The organism is Pseudoalteromonas sp. NZS127_1 (genome assembly GCF_015864295.1).
GTDB classification, from domain to species: Bacteria; Pseudomonadota; Gammaproteobacteria; order Enterobacterales; family Alteromonadaceae; genus Pseudoalteromonas; species Pseudoalteromonas arctica.
Window position 1 is genome coordinate 152,505 of record NZ_JADYXO010000002.1, and the last position, 14,881, is coordinate 167,385.

The following is a 14,881-nucleotide window of genomic DNA, read 5'->3' on the forward strand; positions in this document are numbered from 1 at the left end:
TTAAACAGAGTGTGGTTCAACACGATTTAACAGGAACCACTGTTCGATAATTTCTTATAATAAGAAAAGCATTTACTGTGCCAACTTTAATTTATTTCTAACTCATTGTTTTTAATGATAAATATACAGCTTGTTAAATTGTAAATAAAGAGTGAAGTTGTTTCGGTGGGAGTGACATTTTTTTGCCGCAATTTTGTAGATAGTTATTGCCGCTTTAAAGTAGGTAAAGCGGCAAGGTATTTCTGCTTATAATCTGCTTATAACTTGCTTATAAGTAATCGAATAACGAGAGGTTAGTTAAACGGCCAAAAGTTGCTTGCGATGCTTGCAGTGCCGTTTCTTGTTTGGTTAGTTCGCTAATAGCTTCTGCCATGTCTACTTCGACTAAATCAGAAAGGTTACTTTTGTTTTGAATATCTTGTGCAAGGTTAGAGTCGCTAACGCTATCAACTGCGTTCATACGCCCACCTAAACTTGCTTGGGTAAACACAACTTGTTCACTGGCATTTTGTAATTGCACTAAGCCATCGGCTAACACTTCTTGAAAATCATCACCTTCAAGTGTGCCATCATTTAAACCTGTAATAAGTGATTGTAATGTATTGAGTACGTTTTCTTTGCCTGGCTTTTCAAGGCTAAAATCAAGCTGCCCAGGTGCTGAACCTTCAAATTCAATCTTCATACCTGCAAAATCGATTGGCTCATCTGTAACCTCACCCGTTACTGCGGGGGTTAGTGCTGCGCCGTCTCGGTATATTTCGTAGGTTTGTGGATCAGTTGCTGTAGCACCTGGGCTTACTAATACACTATAAGTATTTGCTGTTGCTGAAGCTGTTGGGTCTGCGTTGTAATTTGCTTGATGAAATTTATCAAACTCAGCTTGGCCGTCAACATATACACTTGCCGCTGTAATAGAGCCTGAAACACTTGCCGTGTTAGATTCTACATTTAATCGCGCGTTAGTTTTTTCAAACGTATCAAAACCGTTATCACTCGCTTTAATCGATACACCTTCAGCTATAGTTATTTGGTGCTGGCCTTGGTCGCCATTATAGGTGTACTCACCCGCTGCAGAATCAAACTGATATGGCTGCGTACTGTCTTGGTATCCTGAAAATATAAATTTACCGTCTTCTGATCGGGTGTTCATTAAGTTAGCTAACGTTTGTTGAATGCCGCTAAGTTCTGATGCAATCGATTTTAAATCGTCTTTAGTGTACGCACCATTACCAGCTTGAATAGTGAGTTCTTGCGCTTGTTGAATATTGGTATTTATACTTTGCAATATGGTTTCCTCTGTTTCGAGGCGTCCACTTAGCTGAGCAATATTTTTTGTATATTGCTCGTTTGTTTGTATTTTATTTGAATATAGCATTCCTTGCGAAATAGCAGCTGGCGCTTCTGAGGTAGTTAAATACTTTTCACCTGTAGTTACTCGCTCTTGAGCATTTGCAACACCTTGTTGGTTGTCGAGTATTTTATTTATGTTGTTTTGGTACATTAAATTATTTGATAAACGCATAATTACCTCGCCGCATTTAATAAGGTGTCAAAAATTTCTTGAGCTGCTGCTAAAACTTGTGCTGATGCTGAATATGATTGTTGAAAACGCAGTAAATTTGCGGCCTCTTCATCAAGGTTTACTCCAGATAGTGATTCATACCATGCCTCAGATTGCTGTGCTAGAGCGTCAAATGCAGCCCCACTTGTGATTGCTTGGCCAGTTATAACACCTATATCACTCACTAATCCTGAATAAGCTTGGTTGAACGTTTTATGGTTGTCGGCCGTTGCTGTTGTTTCTACGTTTAGACGGACTAATTCACCATTTTGTAAATCAGCTAATTTTAAACCATTACGGTTATCATCAAAGCCGCCTTCGTTAAACTCAAGTGTAAAGGTATCGCCTGTTGCTGGTGTACCTTCTATATCAAAATCGAATCCGTAGGTATCAAATGGAGCGCCCGCTTGCGATAACATTCCTTTTGCAGGAGGCGTAATAGTAAAAGTATTCGTTCCGCTATTATCTGTAATTTGATATTCGTTAGCATTACCTGTTTTAACAAGCGTTATTTCGCCGTTAGTTAAGCTTGGTGTTGAAGTAAATCCACCAGAGGTAACACTTGTTACTTCTCCAGCTGAAATAGTAGCGGTACCTATATTATTTAAATCGTTAGCAGTACGAATTGGCGATGCTAGTGCTAAATCTTCTGCGCGCCCTGTTGCAAGTGTAATACTTGAAGCGGCATCTGAATTAAGCTTTATTTGAAACTGATCACCCTCAACACCTGCCCCAGATACATTTACTTGAAGACCAAATGATTCTCCAGTAGTAGTCGATGAATCAATAACACCTGACGATATATCAGCAAGTGAAGGCTGCCCTAACGGATCGCCTTTGTTATCTATAGGCTGAATACTTACTTCATTAGCATTGCCTGTATAGGTAATAATAAAGTCACTGGCAGGGAGTTCACTGCCCTTACCTGGCTCTACCGTTGCAGTCATACCGGCAGTACCTGTGTTAGCTTGATACGCATAAGCGCCAACGGTAGGAATATTAAAAATATTACCCCCTAGCTGACCTGTTGCATCCATACCCAATTTGTTTTGTTCGTTAAATGCATCAGCTATCGCTAAGCCCATTTGACCAATTTGGTTTTGCGCAGGGACTAATATGTCATCTCTAAAAGCAAGTAAGCCGCCAATTTTTCCTTTAAGCTTACTTACATCAACTTCAAGCGGCACTGCTTTGCCACCATTAACGTCAAGCGTGAATTCTTTAAAATTAGGATCGGGGTCGCCTGTCATCGAAAATAAGTTAAATGCGCCATTTTGCATAACCACCGCTTCGCCTGTGCCCATAAAAACGAGTTTTTCGCCATTTGGACCATCAAGCGTTTCTATGTCTATTAGCTCTGATAAGTCGCGTATTGCTTTATCGCGTTCGTTATAGGTAGAGCTCGCATCTGCGGCGTTATTAGTGCCATTAACTGCTGCAATATTTTGATTTAGCGTGCTAATACTTTGAATTAGTGAGTTTGCTTCATCTGAAAATATTTCGAGCTGCTCGTTCACTACACTTTTTTGATCAAGCACGATGCCCGAAAGTCTATCCATTTGATCAATTAAGCTTTGCGCATCTGTCATTACTAATGAGCGGGCAACGGTAGATGACGGCTGATTAAGCGCTTCTTGCACGTTATTAAATAAAGAGTTAATTCCGGTCGAAAGGTTGTTCGACTCTTCAGAAAAAATAGTATCAACTCGATTAGCCTCAGTAATAAACTGATCGAAAAACGATTTATTAGAGGTGTCACGATTTAGCTGTGACTGAGCAAACTCGTTTAGTAATCGGTATGTTTCGCCTCGCCCTACTTGGTTATCAACCATAGTGGTAAATTCAGTACGCTCACGTACGTAGCCTACGGTATTTACATTGGCGATATTTTTACTTGTCGTTTGCAATAGCTCCGAGCTTGCTCTAACCCCAGAACTGGCAATGTTTAATAAATTAAACGACATGTTACTCTACTCCTTGGCGGATCACGTTTGCCGCAATGTCTTTTAGCTGACTGCTATTGAGTACTTTTTTTATTTTGCTGGCATAATTTGGATCGGTTGCATAACCTGCTTTTTGTAATGAATCTAAAAAGTCGTTTGGTTTTGCTGTATTTTGTAATGCTTCTTTGTAGCGTGGGTTTTGCGTTAAAAAATCAACGAAGTCGTTCACGCTATCTTTAATTGAATCGTAGGCTCTAAAGCTGGCTTGTTTTTTAACGGGTGTGCCTTGTTCAAACTCAAGCGTTACTTTGCTTGCTTTATCGCCTTCCCAGCTTTTATCTGACTTAATATTAAATAAGTTATTTGAGCTGCCACCGTCACTTTTATTAATAATGTGTTTACCCCAACCGGTTTCAAGTGCCGCTTGAGCAACCATTACCGCTGGGTTTAAACCTATTTTTTGCGCTGCAGTTTTAGCGTGTTCCCACACTGAACTTACAAACTCTTCTGCATTTTTAAATGTTGGGCTATCGGTTTTAGACTCTGTAGTATCGACTTTAGGCTCAGCAATATCGGCTTTAGTACTCTTAACGATAAGATCGGGTTGCTTATTTTTTTGCTCATGAGGAAGAGCGGATCCGACTTGCGTATCGCTAAAAATATCGTTGGTTGTTCTAAGCACAGAGCCTGGCATAAAGTTTTTAGACTCAGGCGATAACTGCTGAACAATTAAATCGGCAAGGCCTAACGAGCCATTTGATGAAAGCTCTGTTGAAAGTTGCTGATCGTGCATTTCTTCAAAAAACTTTACGCCACTTGAATTAAATGGACTGTCTTTGTCTTCAAATGCTTCGTTAGCTTTGCGCATTCCTTTGAGCAACATTTGCGTAAAAATGGCTTCAAATTGTGCGGCCGCTTTTTTGAGCGCAGCTTTAGAGGCATCAGTTGATGCATCGCCACTCGTTAAGGCTTCTTTACGAAGTGAATCTAAGTTGCCTAAATCAAAAAAGTTTTGTTTATCGAGGTGATTAGTTTCCATCGGCTTTTTGACACAAAATGAATAATGCAGTTAAAAATGCAAAAATTGAGCCACTACCGATAAAACAAGGAAGATAAAAATAATAAACTTAAGTTGCTGTAAATAAAAAGCCCTAGCTTCAAAAATATAGGGCTTAAGTAATACGTTATTTATTGACTTGGGTTATTTATATAACAACTAACTGTCCGTTAATTGCGCCGGCTTCTTTTAGTGCTTCTAAAATAGCCATTAAGTCACCAGGCGCTGCGCCTACTTCGTTAATTGCGCGAACTAAATCGTCAAGGCTTACACCTGGATTAAATACAAAGGCGCGCGAGTCGTCTTGGTTTACATCAATAATACTTTGCTGTGTGACAACTGTATCACCGTTTGCTAGCGGGTTTGGTTGTGACACATTTTGTTGCTCTGCAATTGTTACTGTTAAGCCACCGTGAGTTATAGCCGCAGGCTGAAGCTTAACGTTTTTGCCAATAACAATTGTACCGGTGCGCGAGTTAACTATAATTTTAGCGGCCATGTCAGCTGGTTTAAATTCTAAGTTTTCGAGTGTCGATAAGTACGATACACGCTGGGATGCATCGCGTGGTGCAATAACACGGATAGAAACAGAATCAATTGCTTGTGCGCTATTTGGGCCAACTAAGTCATTAATTGTTTTTTCTAGGCGTTTTGCCGTTGTAAAGTCTGGACGGTTTAGGTTGAAGGTAATGTAATCGCCTTGCATAAATGGGCTTTCTACAGTGCGTTCAACTGTTGCGCCATTTGGTATACGACCAACTGTAGGGGTATTAATTACAACCTTACTACCATCAAGGCCTTGTGCGCCTAAGCCACCAACAATTAAGCTTCCTTGTGCAATTGCATACACGTTACCGTCTACACCCTTTAAAAAAGTTTGTAGTAAAGTACCGCCACGTAAACTGCCTGCACTACCAATAGAAGAAACCGTAATATCTATTGTTTGCCCGGGCTTTCTAAATGCGGGTAATTCTGCATGCACAGCAACAGCGGCAACATTTTTAATTTTAGGACTTTGAGTTGAAGGCAGCGTAATACCAAAGCTGTTCAACATGCCTCTAAAACTTTGTTGTGTATATGAGTTTTGCTCACCAGTGCCCGGTAAACCAACCACTAAGCCATAACCAACTAATTGGTTAGAGCGCACGCCCTCAACCATAGACACATCTTTTATGCGCTCAGCACTGGCAGTAAACTGCCAACCCAATAACGCAACTAAACATAAAGCTTTAAGGCTATTCATGTTGTTACCCTCTAAAATGGAAACAGCGAACTGCTAAAGAAACGTGTAAGCCAACCAGGACTTTGCGCTTCTTGCGTTTGCCCTTTACCTGAGTATTGAATACGTGCATTAGCAATACGATTTGATTCAACCGTATTATCGGCGCTTACGTCTTGAGGGCGTACTAGCCCTTCTAAACGAATAAACTCTTCACCGGTATTAAGCGTTAGCCATTTTTCGCCGCGTATAACTAAGTTACCATTAGGTAAAACGCGCATTACATTAACCGAAATATCACCCACTAAGCTGTTTGACTGGTTTGATTTTGAATCGCCCGTAAACGACGAATCGCTACCAATACCAAACTGAATACTATCGCCACCTATATTTACAGGTAGACCACCTAAGCCAATCACTGGGTCTAAGCTTGCGTCGGTTTCTTTGTCTGTTTCTGTTTTAGCGGCTTTTGTTGCTTGAGTAGACTCTTGCAATTTAACCGTAATTATATCGCCAGTACGTAGCGCTTTTTTATCAGAATATAAGTCGTTTGATGTATGAGTATTAAACAATGAACCTGTGGCTACCAGCGGCTCTAAAATAGGCTCGGGGTACATAGGTGCGTAGTAAGGGTCGTCCTGCACTACTTCACTATTTTGCGTAGACATACAGCCACTTAAAAATAACGTGCCCGCTGTAAATAAAATAATATTACGCATAATTCCCCCTACTCTATTAAAGCTGTTGATTGATATAACTCATCATTTCGTCAACGGCCGAAATTACTTTTGAGTTCATTTCGTAAATACGCTGAGTTTCTATTAGATTTACGAGCTCTTCAGTTACATTTACGTTTGAAGTTTCGAGTGAGCCTTGAATAATGCTACCTAACCCTTCAACACCAGGGTTACCTTGTACCGGCGCACCACTTACAGCTGTTTCGGTATAAAGATTTTGACCGATTGGCTCAAGACCCGACGGATTAATAAAATCACTAATAGTCAGCTGACCAATGACCACGTTATCGGCTTGGCCTGCAACACGTACAGATACTTCGCCGTCTTGCGAAACCGTAATTGATTGCGCGTCATCTGGTACATTCATTTCTGGCTGAATCACATAACCTGCGCCCGATGTAACAATTCGTCCATCGCCATCGGTAGTAAACTGGCCGTTGCGCGAGTAAGCAATATTGCCATCTGGTTGCAGTACTTCAAAAAAACCTTCGCCAGAAATCATCCAATCTAGTGAGTTTTCGGTGGTCAACATGTTGCCTTGCGTAAACTCTTTTTGGTTAGCTACAACTTTTGCACCCGCACCTAACATTAGGCCCGATGGCATTTCGGTATCTTGCGATGAACGACCGCCCGGCTGATTAATATTTTGATAAAGTAAATCTTCAAATATAGCGCGACTTTTTTTGTAACCTACGGTACTCGCATTCGCTAAGTTATTTGAAATAACCGATATATCGGTTTGTTGGGCGTCTAGCCCCGTTTTACTGATCCACAATGCTGGATTCATAATCGTGTCCTCACTTTAAAGTTAAACAATGCGTAACAGCTGATCTTGACGCTCGTCAATTTCTTCAGCTGTTTTCATTAATTTCACTTGTAATTCAAATTGGCGCTGGTGGCTTATCATGTCGACCATTTCGTGAACTGGGTTCACATTCGACATTTCAAGCGAACCACTTAAAACTTTTACATTGGCAGAGGTATCTACTGTTACATTTGCTTTTGGTCTAAATAAACCATCGTTACCTTTTTCGAGCTGTGAGCTATTTGCTTCTACCACTCTAAGCGTGTCTATTTCTTCTAAAAAGTTAGCGGGGGCGCCTTGTGGTCGAACTTGAATAGCGCCATCTTGGCTAAACCCTATTTTTTCGACTGGGACGGGTAAAATAACAGGTCCCCCTTCGCCAATAACTTGACGACCGTGGCTGGTTACGAGCATGCCTTGAGCTGTAACGTTTAACGTACCCACTTTGGTGTAAGCTTCATTACCGGAGGCATCTTGCACAGCAAGCCATGCGTTATCGCTCATTGCGATATCTAAGTCTCGCCCGGTTTGAACAATGCCACCCGATACCATGTTTGAACCCGGACGCTCTTGCATTGAAAATACACGTGTAGGCAAACCTTCGCCAAACGCTTGCATAGAACGCGCCTGCGCAAAGTCAGCTTTAAAACCCGTTGTATTTGCATTTGCCAAATTATTGGCTTTTAAAGCAAGCCCTTGTAGGCTTTGCTTAGCGCCAGAGGCCGCAATGTAGACCATTTTGTCCATAGTATCGACTCACATAAAAAATCTCTGAACTTACAAATGCAAAATAGATGCCAGATTAAATTTGACGCAACATTGAGAGGTATTTAGAAGGGCTTGCAAAGAGGACTTATAAAAAAGGCTGCAAAAATGCAGCCTCATATATTTAATAGGGTTTAGCTTATCGAATCTGCAAAATACTTTGCTGAATAGTTGAGTTAACTTCAAGCGCACGTGAGTTTGCTTGGTAATTACGCTGTGCAGTAATTAAGTCTACAAGCTCATTAGTAAGGTTAGTATTTGATTGCTCAAGTGCTGATGAGTTAATTCCACCAAACGTACCCGAACCAGCTTCACCCGCTACAGGTTCACCTGAATCAATACTTTGCTTCCAGCTTGTATCACCCACTTGTGATAACCCTTGTGAATTTGGAAAACGTACCATAGCCACTTGGCCTAGGAATGTTGAGTCACCATTACTGTAAGAAGCGACAATTTTACCGTCTGTTCCTATATCAATTCCGGCTAAACGACCAACCGTTGAGCCATCTTGATCGAGTGCTTTTACTTCAAAACCACTTGAATACTGAGTTGGGATACGTCCTGCCGTGTTATTTTCATCGCGCCAGTTAAGCTCAATACCAGTACCTGGGAAAGTTGCACCATTGTCTAGTAATGTTGATAAACCAGCACCAGAACCCGCTGGTAGTAGTATTTCATCAAAAGTAGTTGTATTTGTATTTGCCACACCACCTGTTGTTGATGGTAAACCACTTGAGTTAAAACCAAGGGTGGTAAGTGGTGTATAAGGCGCGGTTTGTTCTCCACCAGTTGTGCCATCAACTACTTTGCCATCGAGTGTTGCGTATACTTCCCAACTGTTATCTGTACCACCTGCTGCGGCATCATCTTCTTTAGCAAAAAAGTATTGTAAAATATGTGGTTCACCTAGTGAATCATATACCGTTGTTGACGTAGATGAGTTATAAGTACCACTAGAAGCAGGGTCAAAATCTAGACCTGTTGGATCCGCCGTTGCATCTAAGTTAAACGACAAAAATACATTTTCTGTTGCGCGAGGTGAACCAGACGAATCAGGGATTTGAATTGGATCAGTTGTGCTCAAACTTACCGACGTTGTATCACCTGTAGATGAATCAACTGGGAATGCTTGTAAAAAGTTACCTTTTGCGTCAACCATAAAGTTATCTTGGTTAAGCTTAAATGCACCTGCACGTGTATATGTTAAATCTTGCGAAGATAAATCGTCGGTCATCGCAAAATAACCTTCACCAGTGATTGCTAAATCAAGTGAGTTATTTGTAAATTGCAGTGAGCCTTGATGAAACTGCTGCGCAACCATGGTTGTTTGCACACCGTCACCATTTTTAGTCTTACCAGAGCTAAATACTGATGAAGCGTAAACATCGGCAAACTCAGCGCGTGACTCTTTAAAACCTGTGGTATTAACGTTTGCAATATTATTTGCCGTTACGTCTAAATCTTTTTGCGCGGCAGCAAGGCCGGTTAATGCAATATTGAAGCTCATAATTCACCTCTAACCTGTTAGTCTGTGGCCTGCTAGCAGGCGAAAAATACTAAAATTTATTACGCGATTTCTGCTACATCTGTCAGCCTAACCGCACCTTCTTTAGTGTTAATAATAATGCCACTTGAGCCATTAATATTAACGCTTTCAATGTTCTTGAATGTAGCAATGGGCAAGCTTGAAAATTCGCCGTCAGTACTTCCTTCGGCGGTTACTGAGTATTCACCTTCAGGTAAACGCTCACCGGCTTCATTTTTGCCATCCCACGCAAAACGTACTGCACCTGCTGATTGAGAACCCATATCAATAGTTCTCACTAGCTGACCTGATGCATCTGTCACTTTAATTTTTAAGTTATCAACGGCTTCTTCTGCCACTGCCGAGCCTCTGGCATCACCAGTTTCATTTAAATCTAAGGTGTTTGACTCAAGTAAAGCTTGCTTGCCAACAAGTGTTGATGCTTGCAAAGCTGAATTTGATGTCATAGATGACGCTAAGCTATCAAAATTTGAATTTAAATCGCTAATGCCTTGCGCCATTGTGAAACTAGTCATTTGCGCAATCATTTGATCGTTATCCGCAGGGTTACTGGGATCTTGAAACGATAATTGCTGAGTTAACAAAGAGAAAAAGTCTTCTTGTGTTAACGCATCACTCTCATTATCACTGGTCGCTACTTGCGATTCTTGCCAGCGTATAGAGTCTAAATAGGATGAAGATGTACTAATATCGTTACTCATAACCTACCCTCGGTTACCGCTGCCCTAGCAACAGTGTTTTACTTAGCATTTGCTTTGCTGCATCAGCAACTTGCACGTTTGTTTGGTAAGAACGAGAGGCAGAAATCATATTTGCCATCTCCTCTACAACATTGACGTTGGGTTTATAGATATAGCCATTTTCATCCGCACTTGGATGGTTTGGGTTATATTCAATTTGTAATGGTGCATTACTTTCAACAATGCCCAAAACCTTAACACCAACTGCGGAGCCCTGTTGGTTACTTACTGATGCTGAAGCCTTTGTTAGCTCAGCCGCAAATACAGGTTGGCGCGCTCGGTACGTTTTGTCTTGAGATGAACTAATGGTATTAGCATTAGAAATATTACTAGCTGTAGTATTTAAGCGAACGTTTTGTGCGCTCATACCCGAACCTGCAATATCGAAAACATTATATAAACTCATAATTTTTATCCTTGACTACCGAGAGCTTTATTCAGGCCTTTAAATTTACCGCTTAAAAATTGCAAGCTGGCCTGATACTCCATAGCATTCTGTGTATACAAGTTTCGTTCCACTTGTATATCAACCGAGTTACCATCACCTGTATCTGATTGATTTGGCAAACGAAATGATTCTGAACTGCCCATACTATGAGTACCTCCACCAATGTGTTTATCATTAGTTCTTACCATAGTATTGCCGCTTTGCTGGGTTGACCTTGCCGCTTTTAATGCAGAGGCAAAATCAATATCTTTTGCTTTATAGCCAGGCGTATCAGCGTTAGCTATATTAGTTGCAATTAATTCAGCTCGCTGTGAACGGATCAACATGGCTTGCGGATGCACACCTAATGCTTTATCAAAACTGATAGCCATAACCTTCTCCAAAAAATTGACTTACCCATGAATAAAGCAAAAAATAAGCCATTAATATTAGGAAGTGTTATATTTTTATAAGACTATGTATCTAAATAGAAAAACGACGCTTGGTGCGTCGTTTTAGGGAAATGAATTAACTTAGTTATTTCTTTTGGTAAATGATACCGGGGTTGCATCTAACCATATCAAATTCAGTACTTAGACCAGTTAGGGACTCTGACGCTCCTAAAAATAAGTACCCTTTTGGGTTTAATGCTTGTGCAAACTGATTAATAATTTTAGCTTTTATTTCAGGCGCAAAGTAAATAAGTACATTACGGCAAAAAATAATATCAAACTTGCCCATTAACGCGTAAGAATCAAGCAAATTCAGGTGCCTAAAACTAACTTGTTTTTTTATTGTATCGTTTACTTGTGCCATACCATTGCCGCTGTCTTTAAAAAACTTTTTACGACGCTCTGCAGATAACCCTCTGGCAAGTGCAAGCGCGTCATATTCTGCATTTTTACACATATCAAGCATGGTATTAGATATGTCGGTACCAATAATTTGTGCACCCATACGAAGCACACCAGGTTGCTTAGTATTAAATTCAGCTACTGACATAGCTATTGAATAGGGTTCTTGTCCTGATGAGCTGGCAGCAGACCAAATTTTTAAAGGCCTTCTCAAGTCTTTAAACTCAGGAAAAAGCTTATTTTGGAGCAACTCAAACGGGTATTGATCTCTAAACCACAACGTTTCGTTTGTGGTCATTGCATCAACCACAGCGGCTCTTAATTGCCGCTCGTGAGGCCCGAGAGTTTTACTAACCAACTCCGATAAAGATCCCACATTAAATCGAGTCATTAACGGAGCAAGTCGGCTTTTAACTAAATACTGTTTGTTTTCACCTAAAACAATGCCGCATTGCTGCTCTAAAAACGAACGAAACTGGTCGTATTCACTTTGCTGCAAATCTTTATTATTCAAGTTAGTAGCACCTATTTTTGTTAATCACAATGAACCCACTTTTTAACCGCTGTTGCTAATTCGTCTGGGTTAAATTTAGCAATAAAGTCATCTGCCCCGACTTTTTCAATCATAGCCTGGTTAAAAACACCACTCAAAGAGGTATGCAAAATAACATGCAAAGGTGCAAGTTTGGGATCTGCTTTTATTTCAGCTGTTAAGGTATAGCCGTCCATTTCTGGCATTTCAACGTCTGAGATAAGTAACGCTACTCGCTCAGTAATATCGTTTTTACAATCAAGCTCTGCTATTTCTTTTAATCTTATAAGTGCTTCTTTACCATTTTTGGCAAGCTCTGTTTGCACGCCTAACGGCTCTAGGGCACGTTTAACTTGATTACGCGCAACAGCAGAGTCGTCTGCAATAAATACGATACGTTCGCCTAAATCTTTTTGAATATCGCCGCTTTGTGCAACTTCAGCACTTACTTCTGTGTTTACTGGGCAAATTTCGTTGAGAATTTTTTCTACATCGAGAATTTCGACTAATTCATTTTCGATTTCGGTCACTGCCGTTAAATATGAATAACGCCCAGCGCCTGATGGCGGTGGCATTATTTTTTCCCAATTCATATTTACAATACGTTCAACTCCGCCCACTAAAAACCCTTGCACAGAGCGATTGTATTCAGCAATGATTATGAAGCTGTCTTTAATGTTGTCGATTGGGCGTCCACCTACAGCCATTGATAAATCAATTACTGAAATAGTTTGACCACGAATATGTGCAACACCACGAATATACGGATTAGATTTTGGCATGCTTGTTAGTGGAGGGCATTGCAGCACTTCTCTCACTTTAAATACATTAATACCAAAACGCTGACGCCCTCTGAGCTTAAATAAAAGTAATTCTAGGCGGTTCTGCCCAACCAACTGTGTGCGTTGGTTTACTGAGTCTAAAATGCCTGCCATTCAAATCTCCTAAAGAAAACAAATAATACGGAACGATAATTGCTTTCTATTTATAAAGCTACATAACATCGCGGGTGCGTCTACTTTTTGACGCAAAATATTTATACCCTGTTTGAAACCATAAGCATAGTCGAAACATTATGAGTTTGTTAAAAAAAATCAGAAGATACAGTGTTTTTTATTTTGTTACTAGCTTGTGCTTTGTATTCCCTTTGCAAGCTAAAGTGTTTAGTAAAGATTTATTACAAGACATGGCCGTTGCTTATATAGCTAAGCAGATTGGTACATTGCAAAATACTAATACTCAATTAAGTGCACTGCCTTTAGATAGTCGCATTCCTGATCGTGTCTGTAATACTGAGCTTGAATTATCAACATCCGATGAGCCACCATTTAACCGCCAAGTAACCTTACAAGCTAAGTGCAATGATGCGCAAACGTGGGCTCAATACGTTCATGTAAGAGTTGTTGAAATGGCCCCAGTTGTTGTTGCCACCGCTAATTTATCCCGCGGTGAAGTAATAACTAAATCGCATTTAAGTATTGAAATGAAACCAACTCACTTTGTACGAATACAGTACTTAGATGACCCCACAATGCTAATAGGCAGCAGAAGTAAACGAAATATTAGAAGTGGTATGCCAGTATTACTAAACCAAATTTGTATGGTGTGTAAAGGTGACTCTGTTAATATTTACGCTAACCTTAGAGGCCTTAGAATTAAAACCACAGGTATTGCTTTAGAAGACGGTACTTTGGGCGAACAAATACAAATAAAAAACAAAAAATCAGGTAAAGTTTTAAATGCGCGAGTAGATGGTGTAGAGTCTGTTCAGGTGAATATTTAATTTAGATTTATACTAAAGTATCCTACGTATATGCCGATAACATGGCATAAGTTGGGTAATATACGGGTTTATTATTATGGTTAATCAAGTTAATGGCAGTAATCAACAAGCTAATGCGTTAACAAATGCAAAGCAACAACAAGTTGATTTAAAAAAAGATAACGCAAATACACAAGCGACGCAGACTCCTTCGCCTAAAGCAGCAAGTGACTCTGTAAGCTTAACGCCGCAAGCGCAGCAATTAAAAACGCTTCAAGATAAAGCACAGCAATCGTCTGGATTTGACAGCGATAAAGTTGCTGAGCTTAAAAAAGCAATAACCGAAGGTAAATATCAAGTGGACAGTGAAAAGCTTGCTAAAAACTTAGCTGATTTTGAGTTTAATGTGTATGGCTGATCATAATAGTTTAATTAGCGTAAAACTAAACCAACAAGTAAGTTGTTTAGATTCTTTGCATACGCTATTAAACGACGAGCTTACTGCTATTGCTTCACGACGTGGTGCTGGTTTAAAAGAAATTACCCAACAAAAAATGTCTTTTTTAACTAAGCTAAGCACTCTTGATAAAGAGCTAAGTAAGCTTATTGCCAGTAACGATACACAAAATCCTGAAATATCTGAGCTAATAAGCCAAGTTAAAACTCAACTTGCGCAATGCCAAAAACAAAATAATGTTAATGCTCATGCTGCCCGCCAAGCGCAACTTAGTGTTAAACAATTAAAAGAGATATTAATTGGCGCACCAACGTCAATGACCTACGATCAAGCCGGTAAATCTGTAAATACCGAGAGTAAATTGGTTCGTAATTTAAAAGCGTAAGCCCAAAATTTTACATTAAAAAAGCCTTATTGATATATCAATAAGGATTTTTTAATGTCCTTTGTTCTTAAATTTCGTTATAAATAATATC

16 protein-coding genes are annotated in these 14,881 nt (G+C 40.0%); 3 read left to right on the plus strand and 13 right to left on the minus strand.

Annotated features, from left to right (window positions below):
- Positions 1-268 precede the first annotated feature (268 nt).
- From flgL to I6F50_RS03860, 13 genes are all read right to left on the minus strand, one after another.
- Positions 269-1,522: a flagellar hook-associated protein FlgL gene (gene flgL / locus I6F50_RS03800; RefSeq protein ID WP_165740349.1), complete on the minus strand. Its 1,254-nt coding sequence runs from the start codon at positions 1,520-1,522 to the stop codon at positions 269-271.
- Positions 1,523-1,524: 2 nt separating this feature from the next.
- Complete coding sequence (flgK, locus tag I6F50_RS03805; protein ID WP_197175339.1) at positions 1,525-3,525, minus strand: flagellar hook-associated protein FlgK; 2,001 nt, start codon at positions 3,523-3,525, stop codon at positions 1,525-1,527.
- A 1-nt stretch (position 3,526) separates the two neighbouring features.
- Positions 3,527-4,543 carry a flagellar assembly peptidoglycan hydrolase FlgJ gene (flgJ, locus tag I6F50_RS03810; protein WP_197160377.1) on the minus strand — a complete coding sequence of 339 codons (1,017 nt, stop codon included), beginning with the start codon at positions 4,541-4,543 and terminating at the stop codon, positions 3,527-3,529.
- Between the two features lie 166 nt (positions 4,544-4,709).
- Positions 4,710-5,804: a flagellar basal body P-ring protein FlgI gene (locus tag I6F50_RS03815; RefSeq protein WP_165729500.1), complete on the minus strand. Its 1,095-nt coding sequence runs from the start codon at positions 5,802-5,804 to the stop codon at positions 4,710-4,712.
- A gap of 11 nt (positions 5,805-5,815) precedes the next feature.
- On the minus strand, positions 5,816-6,499 hold the full coding sequence (gene flgH, locus I6F50_RS03820; RefSeq protein ID WP_010553251.1) for a flagellar basal body L-ring protein FlgH: 684 nt from the start codon (positions 6,497-6,499) through the stop codon (positions 5,816-5,818).
- Between the two features lie 16 nt (positions 6,500-6,515).
- Complete coding sequence (gene flgG / locus I6F50_RS03825; protein ID WP_002959420.1) at positions 6,516-7,304, minus strand: flagellar basal-body rod protein FlgG; 789 nt, start codon at positions 7,302-7,304, stop codon at positions 6,516-6,518.
- 21 nt (positions 7,305-7,325) lie between these two features.
- Entirely contained in the window at positions 7,326-8,069 is a 744-nt protein-coding gene (locus I6F50_RS03830; RefSeq protein ID WP_007581863.1) for a flagellar basal body rod protein FlgF, read from the minus strand.
- A 157-nt stretch (positions 8,070-8,226) separates the two neighbouring features.
- The gene (flgE, locus tag I6F50_RS03835) at positions 8,227-9,594 is read right to left on the minus strand and encodes a flagellar hook protein FlgE (protein WP_024592770.1); all 1,368 of its coding nucleotides are present in this window, start codon (positions 9,592-9,594) and stop codon (positions 8,227-8,229) included.
- 59 nt (positions 9,595-9,653) lie between these two features.
- Entirely contained in the window at positions 9,654-10,334 is a 681-nt protein-coding gene (locus I6F50_RS03840; protein WP_007581861.1) for a flagellar hook assembly protein FlgD, read from the minus strand.
- Between the two features lie 13 nt (positions 10,335-10,347).
- Positions 10,348-10,779, minus strand: a complete 432-nt coding sequence (flgC, locus tag I6F50_RS03845) for a flagellar basal body rod protein FlgC (protein WP_007581860.1) — start codon at positions 10,777-10,779, stop codon at positions 10,348-10,350.
- A 5-nt stretch (positions 10,780-10,784) separates the two neighbouring features.
- Positions 10,785-11,192 (minus strand): flagellar basal body rod protein FlgB, encoded by a 408-nt coding sequence (gene flgB, locus I6F50_RS03850; RefSeq protein WP_002959431.1) that lies wholly within the window; start codon positions 11,190-11,192, stop codon positions 10,785-10,787.
- A 145-nt stretch (positions 11,193-11,337) separates the two neighbouring features.
- Positions 11,338-12,168: a protein-glutamate O-methyltransferase CheR gene (locus I6F50_RS03855; protein ID WP_007581859.1), complete on the minus strand. Its 831-nt coding sequence runs from the start codon at positions 12,166-12,168 to the stop codon at positions 11,338-11,340.
- A gap of 20 nt (positions 12,169-12,188) precedes the next feature.
- On the minus strand, positions 12,189-13,121 hold the full coding sequence (locus I6F50_RS03860; RefSeq protein ID WP_007581858.1) for a chemotaxis protein CheV: 933 nt from the start codon (positions 13,119-13,121) through the stop codon (positions 12,189-12,191).
- 140 nt (positions 13,122-13,261) lie between these two features.
- Here I6F50_RS03860 and flgA point away from each other — a divergent pair, with 140 nt between their 5' ends.
- The 3 genes from flgA to flgN all read left to right on the plus strand — a co-directional run bounded on the left by flgA (position 13,262) and on the right by flgN (position 14,790).
- A complete protein-coding gene (gene flgA, locus I6F50_RS03865) occupies positions 13,262-13,969 on the plus strand; it encodes a flagellar basal body P-ring formation chaperone FlgA (protein WP_165729499.1) in 708 nt (235 codons plus the stop codon).
- Positions 13,970-14,045: 76 nt separating this feature from the next.
- Positions 14,046-14,366 (plus strand): flagellar biosynthesis anti-sigma factor FlgM, encoded by a 321-nt coding sequence (gene flgM / locus I6F50_RS03870; RefSeq protein WP_007581856.1) that lies wholly within the window; start codon positions 14,046-14,048, stop codon positions 14,364-14,366.
- Positions 14,359-14,790 (plus strand): flagellar protein FlgN, encoded by a 432-nt coding sequence (flgN, locus tag I6F50_RS03875; protein WP_024589967.1) that lies wholly within the window; start codon positions 14,359-14,361, stop codon positions 14,788-14,790. Before flgM ends, flgN begins: the two co-directional genes overlap by 8 nt.
- Positions 14,791-14,881 lie beyond the last annotated feature (91 nt).

Excerpts from the sequence above, each read along its gene's own strand:
- flgJ (WP_197160377.1), bottom strand. The coding sequence starts at position 4,543 with ATGGAAACTAATCACCTCGATAAACAAAACTTTTTTGATTTAGGCAAC.
- flgB (WP_002959431.1), bottom strand. The coding sequence starts at position 11,192 with ATGGCTATCAGTTTTGATAAAGCATTAGGTGTGCATCCGCAAGCCATG.
- I6F50_RS03830 (WP_007581863.1), bottom strand. The coding sequence starts at position 8,069 with ATGGACAAAATGGTCTACATTGCGGCCTCTGGCGCTAAGCAAAGCCTA.
- flgC (WP_007581860.1), bottom strand. The coding sequence starts at position 10,779 with ATGAGTTTATATAATGTTTTCGATATTGCAGGTTCGGGTATGAGCGCA.
- flgA (WP_165729499.1), top strand. The coding sequence starts at position 13,262 with ATGAGTTTGTTAAAAAAAATCAGAAGATACAGTGTTTTTTATTTTGTT.
- I6F50_RS03815 (WP_165729500.1), bottom strand. The coding sequence starts at position 5,804 with ATGAATAGCCTTAAAGCTTTATGTTTAGTTGCGTTATTGGGTTGGCAG.
- flgH (WP_010553251.1), bottom strand. The coding sequence starts at position 6,499 with ATGCGTAATATTATTTTATTTACAGCGGGCACGTTATTTTTAAGTGGC.
- flgN (WP_024589967.1), top strand. The coding sequence starts at position 14,359 with ATGGCTGATCATAATAGTTTAATTAGCGTAAAACTAAACCAACAAGTA.
- flgG (WP_002959420.1), bottom strand. The coding sequence starts at position 7,304 with ATGAATCCAGCATTGTGGATCAGTAAAACGGGGCTAGACGCCCAACAA.
- flgL (WP_165740349.1), bottom strand. The coding sequence starts at position 1,522 with ATGCGTTTATCAAATAATTTAATGTACCAAAACAACATAAATAAAATA.
- flgE (WP_024592770.1), bottom strand. The coding sequence starts at position 9,594 with ATGAGCTTCAATATTGCATTAACCGGCCTTGCTGCCGCGCAAAAAGAT.
- I6F50_RS03860 (WP_007581858.1), bottom strand. The coding sequence starts at position 13,121 with ATGGCAGGCATTTTAGACTCAGTAAACCAACGCACACAGTTGGTTGGG.
- flgM (WP_007581856.1), top strand. The coding sequence starts at position 14,046 with ATGGTTAATCAAGTTAATGGCAGTAATCAACAAGCTAATGCGTTAACA.
- I6F50_RS03840 (WP_007581861.1), bottom strand. The coding sequence starts at position 10,334 with ATGAGTAACGATATTAGTACATCTTCATCCTATTTAGACTCTATACGC.
- flgK (WP_197175339.1), bottom strand. The coding sequence starts at position 3,525 with ATGTCGTTTAATTTATTAAACATTGCCAGTTCTGGGGTTAGAGCAAGC.